The sequence below is a fragment of the Streptomyces sp. NPDC050263 genome (genome assembly GCF_040655955.1).
Lineage (GTDB): Bacteria > Actinomycetota > Actinomycetes > Streptomycetales > Streptomycetaceae > Streptomyces.
The window spans coordinates 79878-96774 of record NZ_JBFAKW010000019.1; the positions used below are offsets into that span (position 1 = coordinate 79878).

11 protein-coding genes are annotated in these 16897 nt (G+C 71.8%); 3 read left to right on the forward strand and 8 right to left on the reverse strand.

All coding sequences use genetic code 11. The features are described from left to right. Positions 1-28 precede the first annotated feature (28 nt). From AB0J04_RS12035 to AB0J04_RS12045, 3 genes are all read left to right on the forward strand, one after another. Positions 29-3964, forward strand: coding sequence for a tetratricopeptide repeat protein (locus AB0J04_RS12035; RefSeq protein ID WP_363168249.1), 3936 nt, complete (start codon positions 29-31; stop codon positions 3962-3964). Positions 3965-4191: 227 nt separating this feature from the next. Further along, positions 4192-5787 (forward strand): acyl-CoA carboxylase subunit beta, encoded by a 1596-nt coding sequence (locus tag AB0J04_RS12040; protein ID WP_363168250.1) that lies wholly within the window; start codon positions 4192-4194, stop codon positions 5785-5787. Positions 5788-5847: 60 nt separating this feature from the next. Continuing rightward, the gene (locus AB0J04_RS12045) at positions 5848-6039 is read left to right on the forward strand and encodes an acyl-CoA carboxylase subunit epsilon (RefSeq protein ID WP_363168251.1); all 192 of its coding nucleotides are present in this window, start codon (positions 5848-5850) and stop codon (positions 6037-6039) included. 164 nt (positions 6040-6203) lie between these two features. Here AB0J04_RS12045 and AB0J04_RS12050 read toward each other — a convergent pair whose 3' ends face one another. The 8 genes from AB0J04_RS12050 to AB0J04_RS12085 all read right to left on the reverse strand — a co-directional run bounded on the left by AB0J04_RS12050 (position 6204) and on the right by AB0J04_RS12085 (position 16855). Continuing rightward, entirely contained in the window at positions 6204-6785 is a 582-nt protein-coding gene (locus tag AB0J04_RS12050) for an ATP/GTP-binding protein (protein ID WP_006375305.1), read from the reverse strand. Beyond that, positions 6766-7353, reverse strand: a complete 588-nt coding sequence (locus tag AB0J04_RS12055; protein ID WP_363168252.1) for a DUF742 domain-containing protein — start codon at positions 7351-7353, stop codon at positions 6766-6768. The genes AB0J04_RS12050 and AB0J04_RS12055 overlap by 20 nt, the downstream gene beginning before the upstream one ends. 96 nt (positions 7354-7449) lie before the next feature. Beyond that, complete coding sequence (locus AB0J04_RS12060; RefSeq protein WP_037737006.1) at positions 7450-7863, reverse strand: roadblock/LC7 domain-containing protein; 414 nt, start codon at positions 7861-7863, stop codon at positions 7450-7452. A 10-nt stretch (positions 7864-7873) separates the two neighbouring features. Next, positions 7874-11197: a nitrate- and nitrite sensing domain-containing protein gene (locus AB0J04_RS12065; RefSeq protein ID WP_363168253.1), complete on the reverse strand. Its 3324-nt coding sequence runs from the start codon at positions 11195-11197 to the stop codon at positions 7874-7876. Positions 11198-11574: 377 nt separating this feature from the next. Next, positions 11575-12150: an ATP/GTP-binding protein gene (locus AB0J04_RS12070; RefSeq protein WP_054239771.1), complete on the reverse strand. Its 576-nt coding sequence runs from the start codon at positions 12148-12150 to the stop codon at positions 11575-11577. Next, positions 12131-12529 carry a DUF742 domain-containing protein gene (locus AB0J04_RS12075; RefSeq protein ID WP_009190816.1) on the reverse strand — a complete coding sequence of 133 codons (399 nt, stop codon included), beginning with the start codon at positions 12527-12529 and terminating at the stop codon, positions 12131-12133. Before AB0J04_RS12075 ends, AB0J04_RS12070 begins: the two co-directional genes overlap by 20 nt. 111 nt (positions 12530-12640) lie before the next feature. Further along, positions 12641-13054, reverse strand: a complete 414-nt coding sequence (locus AB0J04_RS12080) for a roadblock/LC7 domain-containing protein (RefSeq protein ID WP_003993189.1) — start codon at positions 13052-13054, stop codon at positions 12641-12643. Positions 13055-13063: 9 nt separating this feature from the next. After that, positions 13064-16855 (reverse strand): nitrate- and nitrite sensing domain-containing protein, encoded by a 3792-nt coding sequence (locus AB0J04_RS12085; protein WP_363168254.1) that lies wholly within the window; start codon positions 16853-16855, stop codon positions 13064-13066. Positions 16856-16897 lie beyond the last annotated feature (42 nt).

Consider the following 16897-nt stretch of genomic DNA (forward strand, 5'->3'; position numbering starts at 1 on the left):
ACGGGCGACGGGGGACGGGGGTTCGCGGATGGAACTGGGCCGGATCGTGGCGGTTCTGCTGCCCGGCGCATCGGGCTACACCGGCAACGGAAGCGGCTATCTGCTGGGCCCCAGACTGATCCTGACGGCCCGTCACGTCCTGGCCGGCCGCGACTCCTGCGAGGTGCAGGCGCCCGGCGGCCCGCCCGTCCGGTGCACACCGCTCTGGTCGGGCGGGAGCATCGACGGCGTCGAGGTGGACGCCGCCCTGCTGCTCGCGGAGACGGACGTGCGCGAGCCGCTGTCCCCGGTCCGCTGGGGCCGGCTCGTCACCGCCCGGCACCAGCCCTGCGACGTGGCCGGCTACCCCGAGGTCGGCCGGCGGCCCGACGGAGCCCTGGAACTCCAGCAGCCCCGCGCCACACTCGCCCCCGGCACGGGCGCCCTCTCGCACCGCTACACCGTCGAACTCGCGAGCCGACCGCCCCGCGACCCCGCCGGACGTACCCCGTCCCCTTGGAGCGGCCAGTCGGGCGCCGCCCTGTTCTGCGGCGCCCCGGGCCACGGCCTGCCGCTGCTGACCGGCGTGGTCGTGACCGACGTGACCGGCTGGGGGCTGCCGCGCTGGGAGGCCGTGCCGGTGTACGCGCTGCTGGCCGACCCCGGGTTCACGGACCTCGTCGCCCGGCACACGGGAGCCGCGCCCGTCTGGGAGCCGGTCGACCTGGAGGGTCTGGTCACCCCGGCCGCCGGCTGGCAGGTCCGCTCACCGGCGACCCTGCTCGACCAGCGCGCCGAGGTGGTCCGCTTCCACGGCCGCGAGGAACTGCTCCGGGAGCTCGCCGAGGACTGGTGCGACGGCGGGGACGGGGGCGACGGCGTCCGGCTGGCCGTGGTCACCGGACCGGGCGGCGCGGGCAAGTCCCGGCTCGCCCGGGAGCTGTCCGCCCGGATGCGCGACCGGCACGGCTGGGTCTGCGGCTGGCTCGACGACCGCGCTCCGGACGGCGACCACGCAGTGCTGGCCGAGGTCGACCGCCCCCTGATCCTGGTCGCGGACTACGCGGAGCTGCGGATCGGACAGCTGACCGCCCTGCTCACGGTCCTGGACCGGCGTCCCCGGGGCCGCCCTCCGGTACGGCTGCTGCTGACCGCCCGCGGCCGGGGCGACGACACGGGCGGCTGGTGGGACCAGCTCAGGACCCGCACCCGCGAGACCCGGGCCCTGACCTACGACGCCGTCCACCGCGAACTGCCGCCGCTCACCGAGTTACCGGACCGCGCCGCACACTACCGGCGCGCCCTGACGGATCTCGCCCGACGACTTCCCGAGGCCCTGCCGAGGGCACTGCGCGAAACGACCGGGGACTGGTCGGGGCGCGTCGGGCTGGTTGCCCCGCGCGATGTGAGCGCACCCGAGTACGGCTCCGCCCTCACCCTGCACATGACGGCCCTCACCGACCTCCTCGCCACCCACCCGGCGACCCGCCCGCACGACACGGACCTCCTCGTGGAGGAGCAGCTTCTGCTGCACGAGCGCGCCTACTGGGAGGACAGCGCGGCAGGGCGCCCGCGGCTCGCGGCCGCGGGACCCGTACCGCTGGCCGACGCGGTCGGCACGGCGGTCCTCACCGCCGGCGCCGAGCCCGCCCTGGCCGGCCCGCTGCTGCGCTCCTCGCCCGGGTTCCGCGCGGCGGACGACGCCATGGTCGGACAGGGCGCCGCCTGGCTCGCCGAGATGTACCCGGCGCCCGGCGGCAGTTGCTGGGGCGCGCTCCAGCCGGACCGGCTCGGCGAGTACCACGTCGGCGAGCGGACCGGCGCCGACGCCGGCCTCGTCGCGTCGCCCCTGGTCACCCTCGCCGTCACCCGTACCGGGCAGGACGCGCCCGGCGGGACCGACACCCTGCTCGCCGCCCTGGTCACCGTCTCGCGCACGGGCGACCGGCCCCGCCACTGGGAGCCGGTGGCCCGCGCCCTCGACACGGCGTTCGCCCGCGAACCGTCCCTCGCCGCCCGGGTGATGCAGGCCGCCACCCTGACGGACTGCCCGGAACCCCTCGTGGAAGCCCTCCACCGGCTCACCGACGCCCCGGCCACCGACCCCGCGCTCCTGCTGGAGCTGCTCGACGGGCTGGGCGCGGGCCGCAGCCGGGTGCTCGCCGACTGGGCCACCCGCACCGCCGCCACCGCGGCACGGACACTGCCGCCGTCGCGGCGGGCTGCCGCGCTGGTGCACGAGGCCGTCTGGCGCCAGGCGGCCGGAGACCACGCGGCGGCCGTCCGCCGATGCGACGAGGCGCTGCGGCTGTTCGAGTCCGGGCAGGCCCCAGGCCCGCCCGCCGCGCTCGTCGACGTCCTGACGGTGAAGGCCCGTTCGCAGCGCTGGACGGGCGACTTCGCCGCCGCCCTGGCCACCCTCCAGGCGGTCGAGGACCTGGTGGAGCGGCTGCCGGCCGAACCCGACCGGCTCCGGGCGGGCGCGGAGATCCTCGGCGAGCGCGGCCGCGTCCTCGTCGGGCGCGGCGACCACGACGCGGCACTGCCCCTCCAGCGGCGCCGGGTCGAGCTGCTCGGCTCCCTCGCCGGCCCCGGCGACGCGGCCCTGCTCGAACGGCTCGCGGACGCGGAGACGGAACTCTCCCAGGCCCTGAACCGGCAGGGCAGGTTCCGGGAAGCCGCCGACGTCCTCTCGGACACCGCCGCCGAGTCGCTGAACCGGCTGGTCGAGGAGAGCCCCGACGCGGTCGACCTCGACGCCCTGGGCAGTCTGGTCGGCCGCGCCAACCGGCTTCGGGCGCTCGACCGGCTGGCGGAGTCACTGGAGGTGCAGCGCGCCGCGCTGGCCGTCGTCGACCGCCCGGAGAGCCTGGCCACCCCCATCGCCGCCAACACCCTGGCACTCGTCCTCAACAACCTCGGCGCGACGCTCCTGGCGCTGGGCCGGCAGGAGGAGGCGCTGGAGCCGCTGCGCCGCGGCCTCGACATCCGCCGTGATCACGCCGTGGACACCGGTGAGCCCGACGAACTGCTGCGGAATTCGCTGTTCCAGTACTCCGGCGTGCTGCAGGAGCTGGGGCGCTACGACGAGGCGCTCGAGGTCGCCGAGGAGTGCCTCGCCGTCAGCGCCGAGCTGGTCCGGCTGGATCCCGAGGCCTGGCGGCTGGAGGCGGGCGCGCAGATCGTCCTCGGCGAGATGCTGTACGTCGGCGCGGCCGCGGAACCCGACAAGGACCACCGCGAGGACGTGCGCCGGGCGCTGAAGATGATCGACCAGGCGATCGCGCGGTACCGCCACCCGCTGCGGGACCAGCCCGGCGACCACCTGGTCCAGTACGCGCTGGCGCTGAGCACGGGCGTGGACATCCACTACCGGCTCGGCCACGACCGGCGCGCACGTCGGCTGTCCCGCGTGCTGCTGCACGCACGGCGGCGCCTGGCCGAGCACGACCCCGAGCGGCACGGCGAGGAACTGGCCGCCGACCTGTGCGCCGCCGCCCGGATGAACCAGCAGACCGGGCGCACGGCCGGTGCGGAGAAACAGTCCGCCGAGGCCGTCTCGGTGTGGCGGGGGCTGCTCACCCTGCGCGACAGGCCGACCGACCGGCGCGGCCTCGCCGCCGCCCTCGGCCAGTACGGCGGCCTGCTCTCCGTCGACGGACGGCAGCGCGAGGCCCTGCCCCGGCTGCGCGAGGCGCTGGCGCTGACCCGCGAGGCGGAGCCGGACACGGAGCCCGCGGAGTACGCGCTCACCGTCGCCACCTGCCACTACAATCTCGCGGACACCCTTCCGTGGACCGGGGCCTTCGAGGAAGCACTGCGCGAGGTCGCGGCATCGCTGGCCTGTCTGGCCCCGCTCGCCGAGCTCGATCCGGAGCTGTACGCGCGGGAGGCGGCGGACTGCGAGCACCTGCGGGCGGAGATCGTCAAGGCGGCGGAGCACGGCCTGCCGGACCGGCGCGGGCGGCGACGATGGCGTCGCTGAACGGCCGTCCGGAGCTCCGTTCACCCCGGGGATGGCATGCGCGGGCAGGAATTGTGACCTGACTCCCAGCCCTCGGGTTTGTGAGAACCCTACAAGCCAGGGGCCCTCTGGGCAGTCGGAACGGCTGCATGCCGGTCGGGTTCTGTTCAGGGGTACCAGGAAAAGGGTCCGGAGACTGTACGGAGTCGACGTCTCTCTTTCCTGGGCGGGCTTCGTAAGGTCGCTACATGACCGTTTTGGAAGAGACGACGGGTGAGCCGACCGGGGAACCCACGGACGCGCGTGGCCGGGTGGCCGAGCTGCACGAGATCCGTGCCCAGGCGCTGGCCGGCCCGAGCGAGAAGGCGACCCAGGCGCAGCACGCCAAGGGCAAGCTGACCGCCCGGGAGCGGATCGAGCTCCTTGTGGACCCGGGGTCCTTCCAGGAGGTCGAGCAGCTGCGCCGGCACCGGGCGACCGGCTTCGGTCTGGAGACCAAGAAGCCGTTCACCGACGGTGTCATCACCGGCTGGGGCACGGTCGAGGGCCGCACGGTCTTCGTCTACGCCCATGACTTCCGCATCTTCGGCGGTGCGCTGGGCGAGGCCCACGCCACGAAGATCCACAAGATCATGGACATGGCCATCGCGGCCGGTGCTCCGCTGGTCTCCCTCAACGACGGCGCCGGCGCCCGGATCCAGGAGGGCGTCTCCGCCCTCGCCGGCTACGGCGGCATCTTCCAGCGCAACACCCGCGCCTCCGGGGTGATCCCGCAGATCAGCGTGATGCTGGGCCCCTGTGCGGGCGGCGCGGCCTACAGCCCCGCCCTCACCGACTTCGTCTTCATGGTCCGTGAGACCTCGCAGATGTTCATCACCGGCCCGGACGTCGTCAAGGCGGTCACCGGCGAGGAGATCACCCAGAACGGCCTCGGCGGCGCCGACGTGCACGCCGAGACCTCCGGCGTCTGCCACTTCGCCTACGACGACGAGGAGACCTGCATCGCGGAGGTCCGCTACCTCCTCTCGCTGCTCCCGCAGAACAACCGCGAGAACCCCCCGCGCGTGGAGTCGGGCGACCCCGCCGACCGCCGCAGCGACGTCCTGCTCGACCTGGTCCCGGCGGACGGCAACCGTCCGTACGACATGACCAAGGTGATCGAGGAGATCGTCGACGACGGCGAGTACGTGGAGATCCACGAGCGCTGGGCCCGCAACATCATCTGCGCGATGGCCCGGCTCGGCGGCCAGGTCGTCGGCATCGTGGCCAACCAGCCGCAGTCCCTCGCGGGCGTCCTGGACATCGAGGCGTCGGAAAAAGCTGCACGCTTTGTCCAGATGTGTGACGCTTTCAATATCCCGATCGTCACGTTCCTGGACGTCCCCGGGTTCCTTCCGGGCGTCGACCAGGAGCACGGCGGAATCATCCGGCACGGCGCGAAGCTGCTCTACGCGTACTGCAACGCGACCGTGCCGCGGATCTCGCTGATCCTGCGCAAGGCCTACGGAGGCGCCTACATCGTCATGGACAGCCAGTCCATCGGCGCCGACCTCACCTACGCCTGGCCGACGAACGAGATCGCCGTGATGGGCGCCGAGGGCGCCGCCAACGTCATCTTCCGGCGTCAGATCGCCGAGGCCGAGGACCCCGACGCCATGCGGGCCCGCATGGTCAAGGAGTACAAGTCCGAGCTGATGCACCCGTACTACGCGGCGGAACGCGGTCTGGTCGACGACGTCATCGACCCCGCCGAGACCCGCGAGGTCCTCATCAAGTCCCTGGCCATGCTCCAGTCGAAGCACGCGGACCTGCCCTCCCGCAAGCACGGCAACCCCCCGCAGTAGTAACCCGGCGGATCCGTTGCGGTACCCCTGCGGAAACCTCATCCACGGAGACTGACACCCATGAACACTCCCGACATTCGCGTCGAGAAGGGCCACGCCGAGCCCGAGGAAGTCGCCGCCATCACGGCGATCCTCCTGGCCCGCGCGGCCGCCCGGTCCTCCACCGCCGACACCCACCGAGGCCGCCCCAAGGCCGGCTGGCGCCGCCTGGAGCGCGAGGGCGGCTTCCGCGCCCCGCACAGCTGGCACTGAGTGTGAACGACGGAAGGGCCCCCCTCGCAAGAGGGGGGCCCTTCCGTCGTTTCAGGGGCGCGAGGCTGCGTCGATGTGCGGCTCCGCCACGCGGGCGCGACCAGCCGCAGGCTGCCCGCAGACGGCGAACAACCGTCCGAGGCAGCCCGGTGGCCGTACGCGAACTACCGCAAGCGAGCCATGAGAGCGTGCTCCACGAGAGTGATGAGCGCCGACTTCGCGTCGGCGCGATGCCGCGCGTCCGTCGTGATGATCGGCGTGTCCGGCCCGATCTGCAGCGCCTCCCGCACCTCGTCCGGGTTGTACGGCTGGCTGCCGTCGAAGCCGTTGAGGGCGATCACGAAGGGCAGACCGCTGTTCTCGAAGTAGTCGACCGCGGGGAAGCAGTCGGCGAGACGACGGGTGTCCACGAGGACGATCGCGCCGATCGCGCCGCGCACCAGGTCGTCCCACATGAACCAGAAGCGGTCCTGGCCGGGCGTACCGAAGAGGTACAGGATCAGGTCCTGATCCAGGGTGATGCGGCCGAAGTCCATGGCGACCGTCGTGGTCGTCTTGTCCCCGGTGTGGGTGAGGTCGTCGATACCCGCCGACGCGGACGTCATGACGGCCTCGGTGCGCAGCGGATTGATCTCCGAAACAGCCCCGACGAACGTGGTCTTGCCCACGCCGAAGCCGCCCGCCACCACGATCTTCGCGGAAGTGGTGGAGCGGGAGGGACCCCCGCTAGAGCTTGCGAAGTCCACTGAGCACCCTTTCGAGCAGTGTCACGTCTGGCTGGCCGCCGGCGTTCTCGTCGCCGCCGGGCTGATGGATGGCGACCAGGCCCGCCTCCGCCAAGTCGGCGACGAGGATCCTGGCCACGCCGAGGGGGATGGTCAGCAGCGCCGAGATCTCGGCGACCGACTTGATCTCTCGGCAGAGGTTGCAGATCCGCTGATGCTCGGGCAGTTGGCCCTGCATCTGGTGCGGCTGCGCAGTGGTGTGCACCAGCGCCTCGATGGCGAGCTGGTAACGCGGGCGGGTCCGGCCACCGGTCATGGCGTACGGACGCACCAACGGGTTGTGCGCCGCTGCGGCGGGCGCCGGCTCGGGGGCGCGGCGTTGCGGCTGCACGGGCTGGATACGCGGGGCCTGCGGCTGGTCGTACGGCGACGGCCCGGGGCCCTGCGGGTTCTGGGGTGCGTACGGCCGTTGCTGGCTGGGCGCGGAGGGGAAGTTGTAACGGTTCGGGTTCTGGGAACCGTCGCCCTGGCCCTGGGCAGGGCCGTACGACCAGTTACCCGAATTCGAACCGCCTGGGGGTGTTGCCACTCTCTCTCCTCCTCCGACTGTGCCTGGCACCCATCACGTGGACGCCGCGTCCCGAAACCCTACGGCCTCGGGACGCCAAAACGCACCGTCCGTCTGTTAGTTGAGAAGGCTCCCTTGGAGCTCCGCACGAAGGTCGGGCGTCAGGACCGAACCCGCTCGGTCCACCAGAAGTGCCATCTCGTACCCAATGAGGCCGATGTCCGCCTCCGGGTGAGCGAGAACCGCGAGCGAGGAACCGTCCGAGATGGACATGAGGAAGAGGAATCCCCTCTCCATCTCCACAACCGTCTGGTTCACACTGCCCCCCTCGAAGATCCGGGAGGCGCCTGCGGTCAGGGACGTCAGACCGGAGGCGACGGCCGCGAGCTGGTCGGCCCGGTCGCGGGGAAAGCCTTCGGACATTGCCAGAAGGAGTCCGTCGGCGGAGACCACCACCGTGTGGGACACCCCCGGGGTGTTGTCCACGAAGTTGGTGATCACCCAGTTCAGGTTCTGTGCCGCCTGGCTCATCGGGCTCACACTAACGCTCCTGGTTGTAGGTGCTGTCAGGACCGAGGCCCTGGCCGTTCGTTTCACTGCTGCCTGCGTTGCGGCCACGTTCCACGCCGCGACGCAGGTTGCTCAACCTGCCTCGGACGTCCTCCGGGGCGCGGGAGACCTGTGGGCCGCCCTGAGGGGTGTTCTCGGCGGCGCCCTCGACCAGGTTGGCCTTGGGCACCCGCCGCGGCAGACCGGAGGAGGTGACCCCGCCCGCCTTGGGCTTCTTCAGAGCGGAGGCCTGCTGCCAGCGCTCGTCGTTCGCCGAACGCCAGATGTCGCCGCCGCCGTTGCTCTGCGCGGTGGAGGCCGGCGTTTCCTGCTTCGCGGGCCGGGCGCCGTTCGAACCGCTTGCGGTGGATCCGCGGCGGGGCAGACCGGCGTCGGTCAGCGCGTGGGGGGCGGAGGGGGCCGGTCCCGGACGGTCGAAGCCTACGTGGTTGTGCTCAGCCGCGTCAGCGACCGAGGTGGACTCCGCTTCCGGAGCGTACTGGTCCGGGTAGCCGTTCTGGTAACCGCCGGTGTGGCCGTTCGAGTGGCTGTTCGAGTGGCTGTTCGGCTGGCCGTTCTGCAGGGGCCAGTCGTCCTGGTAGGGCTGCTGCTCCTGGTACGGCTGGAAGCTCTCCGCCGTGCTCGCGGGAGCCGCCGTCCGGTCCTCCTGGACGGGCTCCGCGTACGCGGGGTCGGGGTAGCCGCCGTTCGCGGTGAACGAGTCGCCGCCCTGCGGCGCACCGCTGTTCGGCGCGAAGTGCTGGTCGTCGTACGCCGGGCGCTGCTGCTCCTCGTACGCCGTCTGCTGGTCGAACGAGCCGGGCGGCTCGGCATAGCCGGTCGCACCGTTGTCGTAGCCGGCCCGGGCGCCGTTCTGGGCGGGGTCGTAGCCGTTCGCGCCGACGTCGTACGCCGACGGCTGACGGTTCGCGTCGAAGCCCTCGCCGGACTGCTGCTGCGCGCTCTGCTGCTCCGGCTGGCCCGGGTGGGTCTCCAGAGCGGCGCGGCGTTCCTCGCGCTGCAGGGAGCGACCCACCGGGTCCAGCTCGCGGATGTCGTCGGGGACCTCGTAACGGCTGTCGTCGAAGCCCAGCTCAGCGGCCGTGCGCATCGGCAGACCGTTGCTGAAGTCCTCGCCGCCGAAGCTCTGCTGCTGCTGCTCCGGGATGATCTGCGAGACCGTGAACTCGTCGCGAGGCTGCTGCTGGTCGCCGCCGCCGCCGTGGGTGATGGCGTCCGGCAGCATGACCAGCGACGTGGTGCCGGCCTGCTCGCCCGAGGGGCGCAGCTGGACGCGGATGCCGTGCCGGTCGGACAGCCGGCCGACCACGAACAGGCCCATGCGCTGCGAGATCGCGGCGTCCACCGTCGGCGGGTTGGCCAGCTTGTGGTTGATGTCGGCGAAGTCCTCGGCGGTGAGGCCGATGCCCTTGTCGTGGATCTCGATCATGACCCGACCGTCGGGGAGACGGGTGGCCGTGACCCGGACCTTGGTCTGCGGGGAGGAGAACGTCGTTGCGTTCTCCAGCAGCTCGGCGAGCAGGTGCACGAGGTCGGTCACGGCGCGGCCGTGGATCTCGGCCTCCGGGACGCCCGACAGCTCGATGCGCTCGTACTGCTCCACCTCGGAGGAGGCGGCGCGCAGCACGTCGACCAGTGGGACCGGCTGGTCCCAGCGGCGGCCGGGCTCCTCGCCGGCGAGGACCAGGAGGTTCTCGCCGTTGCGGCGCATACGGGTCGCGAGGTGGTCCAGCCGGAAGAGGTTCTCCAGCTGGTCCGGGTCGGCCTCGTTGTTCTCCAGGTCGGTGATCAGGGTCAGCTGGCCCTCGATCAGGGACTGGTTGCGGCGCGAGAGGTTGGTGAAGATCGCGTTGATGTTGCCCCGCAGCAGGGCCTGCTCGGCGGCCAGTCGCACGGCCTCGCGGTGGACCTGGTCGAAGGCGCGGGCGACCTCGCCGATCTCGTCCGTGGTGGTGATCGGGATCGGCGCGACCCGGGTGTCGACCCGGCCGGGGTCGGTGCGGGAGAGCTGGTCGACCAGCATCGGCAGGCGCTGTTCGGCGATGCCGAAGGCCGCGTTGCGCAGCTGGCGCATCGAGCGGCTCATCTGGCGGGCCACGGCGCCGGCGAGGATGAACGCCAGAAGCAGGGCCACGACGACGGCGGCACCGGTGATGATCGCGGAGGTCTTGGCGTCAGCGGCGATGTCCGAGGCCTCGGTCACGGCCTTGTCGGCCATGTCCGACTCGATCTGCCGGTAGGCGTCGTACTTGAGAGTGGTGACCGCCCACCAGTTCTCCTTGCTGATGCCCTTCTCGGCGAGCCCGGCGCGCTCCGCGCCCGAGGTCGTCTCCATCGTGGAGATGGCGCCGACCATCGTGGTCGGGTCGGACGGCGGCGGTACGTAGTCCGGGTCCTTCTGCTTCGCCTCGGCGGCCTGTGCGGCGCCGTCGGTCTTGATCTTCGCCTCGGCGTCGTTCAGCTTCTTCGCGTCGGCCTCGGTGCCACCGCCGATGTACTCCTCGACGGCGATGCCCTCGAGGTAGGCGTAGGAGGAGAGGGAGACCTTCTGCTTGGCGAAGTCGGCGTTCTCGGGACCGGGCTTGATCAGCAGGTGCATGCCGATCGAGCGCTCCAGCGAGAGCGCGGCCTTGGTCAGCGAGATGGCGTAGACGGTACGGCCGTAGGAGGTGATGTTTCCGGTGCCCAGACCGAGTTCGTTGGAGAACTCCATCAGGGGGTGGGCGACCTGGGTGTAGCCCTCTTCGGTCTGCACGCCGGTGAGCTTGGCGGTGTAGGCGGCCGCGCGTAGCGTCGTCAGCTTGGTCTCCGCGGTGCGGAACAGCTGGAGCCGGCGCTCGAGACCGGCCTTGGCCGGCATGTCCTGCGCGGCCACGTCGAAGGCGTCGGCGGCGGTGTCGGTGGCCTTGCGGGCCGCGGCGACCGTCGCGTCGGTCCGCTTGCCCGCGAGGAGGGGCGCGGCCGAGACGTCGCGCTCCTTGTAGAGGGCGTCGCCGTAGCTCAGCGCGGCGCGGACCAGGCGCGCGGTGTTCTCCGCGTCCTCGGCCTCCTGCCAGGTGTCGATCGAGCTCTTCACCTGGAAGCCGCCCATGACCAGGCCGACCACCACGGGTATGAGCAGAATCGCGTTCAGCCGGGTCGGTACCCGCCAGTTGCGCGGGGAGAGACGGCCACCGCTCTTTGCGGGCGCGGCCGTCGGCTCGGATCCGGGCACAGGGGCGGACGCCGCTCCGCGCGGCGGCGGCGTGAAGTTGCCCCGGGCCGCCGGCTCGGGACTTTTCTTGCTTCGCCTCACTCGACCAACAACCTCTCGGCGGTCGGCACCTTCGTCGTGCCGCAGTGTCTCAAGGGCCCGGCCAGCCATCGACCATGAGTACGTCATTGACTATTGGGCAGTTCAGGCATTCCAGCACGACGACCAGTCCTCTTCCAAACATGGGAAAGAGTTGGTTGGACGTGATGTAAACCCCAGATAAAACGGTCAAAAAGAACTAGCCCCGCCAAAAGGCGGGGCCTAGGTGAGCACAGCGAGACCGAGTGACCGCGACGCGTGGCGGTGCCCCCCGATTCCTCTGCCGAAACGTTATGAACGCCGGAGTCGGCCGTGTCAAAGGCCACAGCCGACTCCGAAGCGTCTACGACAACTGCCGTAGGGCACGGGTCTTTTGAAAGTTACCGCAGTCGTGCCATCAGTGCGTGCTCGACCAGCGTGATCAGCGCGCTCTTGGCATCCGACCGGTGTCGGGCGTCCGTCGTGATGATCGGAGTGTCCGGACCGATCTGGAGCGCCTCGCGCACCTCTTCGGGCTGGTAGGGCTGCGAGCCGTCGAAGCCGTTGAGGGCCACGACGAACGGCAGTCCGCTGTTCTCGAAGTAGTCGACCGCGGGGAAGCAGTCGGCCAGACGGCGGGTGTCCACCAGGACGATCGCGCCGATCGCGCCGCGCACCAGGTCGTCCCACATGAACCAGAAGCGGTCCTGGCCGGGCGTGCCGAACAGGTAGAGGATCAGGTCCTGGTCGAGCGTGATGCGGCCGAAGTCCATGGCCACCGTGGTGGTGGTCTTGTCCCCGGTGTGGGTGAGGTCGTCGATGCCCGCGCTCGCGGACGTCATCACGGCCTCCGTGCGCAGCGGGTTGATCTCGGAGACGGCGCCCACGAACGTGGTCTTGCCCACGCCGAAGCCGCCCGCCACCACGATCTTCGCGGAGGTGGTGGCCCGCCCCCCGTCAGAGCTTGCGAAGTCCACTGAGCACCCTTTCGAGCAGCGTCACGTCCGGAGCGCCGCCGTTGTTCTCGTCGCCACCCGGCTGGTGGATGGCCACCAGGCCTGCCTCGGCGAGGTCTGCGACGAGGATCCGCGCCACGCCCAGCGGCATGGCCAGAAGCGCCGAGACCTCGGCGACCGACTTCACCTCGCGGCACAGGTGACAGATGCGCTGATGCTCCGGGAGCAGCCCCATGAGCGCTGCCGGGTCGGCCGTCGTGCTGATCAGAGCCTCGATGGCGAGCTGATAGCGCGGCCGGGTCCGGCCACCGGTCATCGCATACGGACGCACCAGCGGCTGGTCGCCCTCATCCCCGTACGGCTCCGCGTACGGGTCATGATGGGCGGTGGGCGGGGTCATGGATCCTCCGGGCGGGACAGCGTCTCGGTCAGTCGTGCCGTCCGTCGAGGCCGGTGGGGGGATTGTGTCGGCCGGACGGTGATTTCGTGAGGTGGGTGGTACTGGGGCGGGTCAGTGGAGCAGACTGCCCTGGAGCTCGGCGCGCAGGTCGGGCGTGAGCACCGCGCCCGCGCGATCGACGAGGAGTGCCATCTCGTAGCCCACGAGGCCGATGTCGCACTCGGGGTGCGCCAGCACGGCGAGGGAAGAGCCGTCCGAGACGGACATGAGGAAGAGGAAGCCTCGTTCCATCTCGACGACGGTCTGCGCCACGCTACCGCCCTCGAAGATCCGGGAGGCCCCGGCCGTCAGCGAGGTCAGTCCCGAAGCGACGGCCGCCAGCTGGTCGGCACGGTCGCGCGGGAAGCCCTCTGACATCGCGAGCAGGAGCCCGTCGGCGGACACCACGACGGTGTGGGACACCCCAGGGGTGTTGTCCACGAAGTTGGTGATCAACCAGTTCAGGTTCTGTGCTGCCTGGCTCATCTGGCTCAACTAACGCTCCTGCTGGTGAGTGGGGCTCGGGAGACTGCCGGTCTGACCGTTGCCGGCCTGACGACCCTGCGCGATGCCCCGACGGAGATTGGTCAGCCGTCCGCGTACGTCGTCAGGCGCACGCGAGACCTGCGGACCGGCTTGGTGCTGTTGCTGCTGAGCCGTACCCGGGACCAGGTTCGCCCTGGGCACCCGGCGCGGCAGCCCGGAAGTGGTGACGCCGCCCGCGGCCGGCTGCCTGACGCGCTCGGCCTGCCGGACGAGTTCGTCGTTCGGCGAGGTGCGCCACGAGGACGTGGCGGCCACGGGACGTTGAGGAGCAGCCGGAGCCTGCGGCTGCTGGTGCTGCTGGGGATCCGGAGCCGAACCGCCCGCCTGCTGACCGTGGAACCAGTTGGTCTCCAGCGTGTCGTACAGCGGGGTACGCCCGTCACCGGGACCGGGGGCCGGCGGCAGTGCCCACCCGTCACCCTGCCCCAGCCCCTCATCGGGCCGCTGCGCGGCGCCCGCGCTCTCGGGCTCCGGACGGCGGGCCGGACGCGGCGGGACCGCCGGCTGCGGCGGAGTGCCGTAGCCGCCCTGCTGCGGAGCGGCGAACTGGCCCGTGGACGAAGGGTCCTGGCGGCCGGGCAGCGAGTGCTGTCCGGCCGAGGAGCCGTCGTAGCCGGGGGCGGCGAACTGGCCGGTGGAGCCGTTGTCGTACGCCTGCGGAGCGAACTGGTTCGGGTTCGCCGGAGCGTTCTGTCCGCCCGGGGCGCCGAAGACGTCGGAGCGGGTGAAGCCGTTGTCGTCCGGCCGGCCGCTGGTGCCGGGCCGCTCGAACTGACCGGCGTCCGGCCTGCCGTTCGTGCCCGGACGCTGGAACTGGCCCGAGGGGAAGTCGTCGCTGACGGCCGGGAACTGGCCCGTGCTGTGCAGCCCGTTCGCGGTGGCCCGGCCGAAGTCGGCGGGACCCGCCGGGCCCTGGCGCTCGTCCATCCGCGGGATCGCCGGTATCTCGGCGGTGGCCGCGGGACCGGAACGGTCGTCGATGCGCGGCATCCGCGACGTCTGGGCGACGTCCGGCTCCTCGTGGCCGCGCGGGGCGTCCAGCGGGGTGCGCGGCACCGGCGGCTGGGCGTTCTCGTCGCCCCAGCTGGGCACGCGCGGCTGCGGGTTGCCGCCGGGCAGCTCGGCGCGCGGACCACCGCGCGGCGGCAGCTGCGGCTGACGGCCGCGGCCGCCCTGCTCGGGCTTGTTGCCCCGCTGCGGCGGACGTCCGCCGCCGAACATGTCGGTGCCCTGCGGAGTGGTACCGGCCGACTGCAGACCCTGCGGCGCGCCCGGCGCCTGCCCGCCGAAGCCGGCGCCCGCACCGGCCGGAGCCGGTCGGCCCTGCTGGGGGGAGGACGGAGGCTGCTGCGGACCGCGCGGCGGCTGGCCGCCGGGGCGGCCACCGCCGTCCCGGCCGGGCAGCGCGGCCCGGGGACCCTGACCCGCGGCGAGCCTGCCGCCCGCGCCGGCCGGTGCGCCGGCGCCGAGGGGGCCGCCCTGCGGGCCGTTGCGCCGTGCGGCGGCGACGCCCGCGGCGGCCTGCGCGGCGGCGGGACCGCCCGCGCTGCCGCCCTGACCGGGCTTGGGCTGGGGCTTCTTGCCGCCCTGGGCGACGTCCACGGGCAGCATGACCAGCGCGGTCGTGCCACCGGAGTCGGACGGGCGCAGCTGGATGCGGATGCCGTGCCGCTGGGACAGTCGGCCGACCACGAAGAGGCCCATGCGGCGGGAGACGGAGACGTCCACGGTGGGCGGCGAGGCGAGCCGCTCGTTGATCGCGGCGAGGTCCTCGGGGGAGAGGCCGATGCCGGTGTCGTGGATCTCGATCAGCACGCGGCCGTCGGGCAGCGCGTGACCGGTGACCTTGACCTTGGTCTGCGGCGAGGAGAACGAGGTCGCGTTCTCGAGCAGTTCGGCGAGGAGGTGCACGAGGTCGTTGACGACCCGGCCGGCCACTTCGGTGGTCGGCACGGAGGACAGCTCGATGCGCTCGTACTGCTCCACCTCGGACGCGGCGGCGCGCAGCACGTCGACCAGCGGGACCGGACGGGTCCACCGGCGGCCGGGCTCCTCACCCGCGAGGACCAGGAGGTTCTCACCGTTACGGCGCATGCGGGTCGCGAGGTGGTCGAGCTTGAAGAGGGAGGACAGCTGGTCCGGGTCGGCCTCGCGGGACTCCAGTTCGGAGATCAGCGACAGCTGGCGCTGGATCAGACCCTGGGAGCGGCGCGAGAGGTTGGTGAACATCGCGTTGACGTTGCCCCGCAGCAGGGCCTGCTCGGCGGCGAGGCGGACGGCCTCGCGGTGCACGTCGTCGAAGGCCGCGGCCACCTGGCCGATCTCGTCCCGGGAGTGCACACCGACCGACTCCACGGACGTGTCGACGTCCTGCGGGTCGGACTCGGACAGCTGCTTGACCAGCTCGGGCAGCCGGTCCTGGGCGACCTTGGTGGCCGTCTCCTGGAGGCGGCGCAGCGAGCGGATCATGGACCGGGCGACGACGAACGCGCCGACCAGCGAGACACCGAGGACGAGCAGGATGAGCGCACCGGAGATGATCGCTTCGCGCTCCGACTCGGCGCGCAGCTCACGCGCCTTCTGCTCCATCTGCTCGAGCAGCGTGTGCTCGATGTTGTTCATCTGCTGGATCTTGGTCGAGCTGTCGTCGATCCAGTCCTGGAACGACCGCTGGTCCAGCGACTGAAGACCGCTGGAGGAGCTGAGCGCCCGGGTGGCGTAGGTGTCCGCCTCCTCGATGACCGGGTTGCCCTGCTCGATGGGCTTCAGCAGCTCCTCGGCGCCGTCGTCGCCGTAGATGCTGCGGAAACTCGCGAGCTCGGAGTCCTGGTTCTCGAGCGCGGCCTCGGCGTACTGCCGGTCGTTCTCGTTGAGGATGCCGTAGGTGGTGTTGTTCTTCGGCAGCGCCGCCGCGAGGGTGGCGCGCTGGATGGAGGCGTACTCCTTGGCGGAGGAGAAGGCGGCCAGGGCACGCGTGCGCTGGATCATCTCCGGGTTGTTCGTGGCCTGCGCCATGTCCTGGGACAGGTCGAGCAGGCCGGTGATGAGGCGGTGGTAGGCCTCGACCGTCTGGGTGGAGTTGCCCTTGTCCGCGTACGCGGTGCTGCGGATCTTGGCGAGGTTGCCGAGGTCGCTGAGCAGGCCGACGAGGCTGTCGCGGACACCCTGGAGGTTGCCGTCCGTGGTCGCGGCGTCGATCTCCTCCGACGCGTCCTGGAAGGCGGTCAGGGACTTGTCGGTCTTGTCGCGGTAGCCCTTGATGCCGAAGTCGGTCGCCTTGACGCCGTGCGCCAGCGGGCCGGCGGAGCGGTCGCGCTCGTTCTGCAGCTGGACGGCCAGCTCGGTGGCCTGCTTGGTCATGTCCGTCAGCAGCTTCATGTTGTCGAGCTGCTGGATGTCGTCCATCGACTGGTTGATGCGGATCGCGCCCAGGGTGGTGGCCGCGACCACGGGCAGGGTCAGCAGCGCCACCAGACGCGTGGAGATGCGCCAGTTGCGCAGCGCGACCCGCGCGCCGGGGCCGGTGGGGCCGGTAGGCGGTTTGACCGTCGGAGTCGGGGGGAGAGAACTCGGCGACGCGGACGCGCCGGGGCGCCCGGGGCGCTCACCGCCGTCGCCGGACGCGGCCGGGCCCGGGTTCTGGGCGTGCTGGGGCGAGGAACCGACTGCCATCGGGCCAGTCCCGCCGTGCGGCTCCGGCTCGGCCGAAGCGCTGCCATCCCTCTTGAAACGTCCCTGCACTAGCGTCGCAACCTCTGGACCAGGCGCCCTCCCGCGTGAACG

Coding starts and splice junctions, on each gene's coding strand:
- AB0J04_RS12035 (WP_363168249.1), top strand. CDS start 29: ATGGAACTGGGCCGGATCGTGGCGGTTCTGCTGCCCGGCGCATCGGGC.
- AB0J04_RS12075 (WP_009190816.1), bottom strand. CDS start 12,529: ATGACCCCGCCCACCGCCCATCATGACCCGTACGCGGAGCCGTACGGG.
- AB0J04_RS12080 (WP_003993189.1), bottom strand. CDS start 13,054: ATGAGCCAGGCAGCACAGAACCTGAACTGGTTGATCACCAACTTCGTG.
- AB0J04_RS12045 (WP_363168251.1), top strand. CDS start 5,848: ATGAACACTCCCGACATTCGCGTCGAGAAGGGCCACGCCGAGCCCGAG.
- AB0J04_RS12040 (WP_363168250.1), top strand. CDS start 4,192: ATGACCGTTTTGGAAGAGACGACGGGTGAGCCGACCGGGGAACCCACG.
- AB0J04_RS12060 (WP_037737006.1), bottom strand. CDS start 7,863: ATGAGCCAGGCGGCACAGAACCTGAACTGGGTGATCACCAACTTCGTG.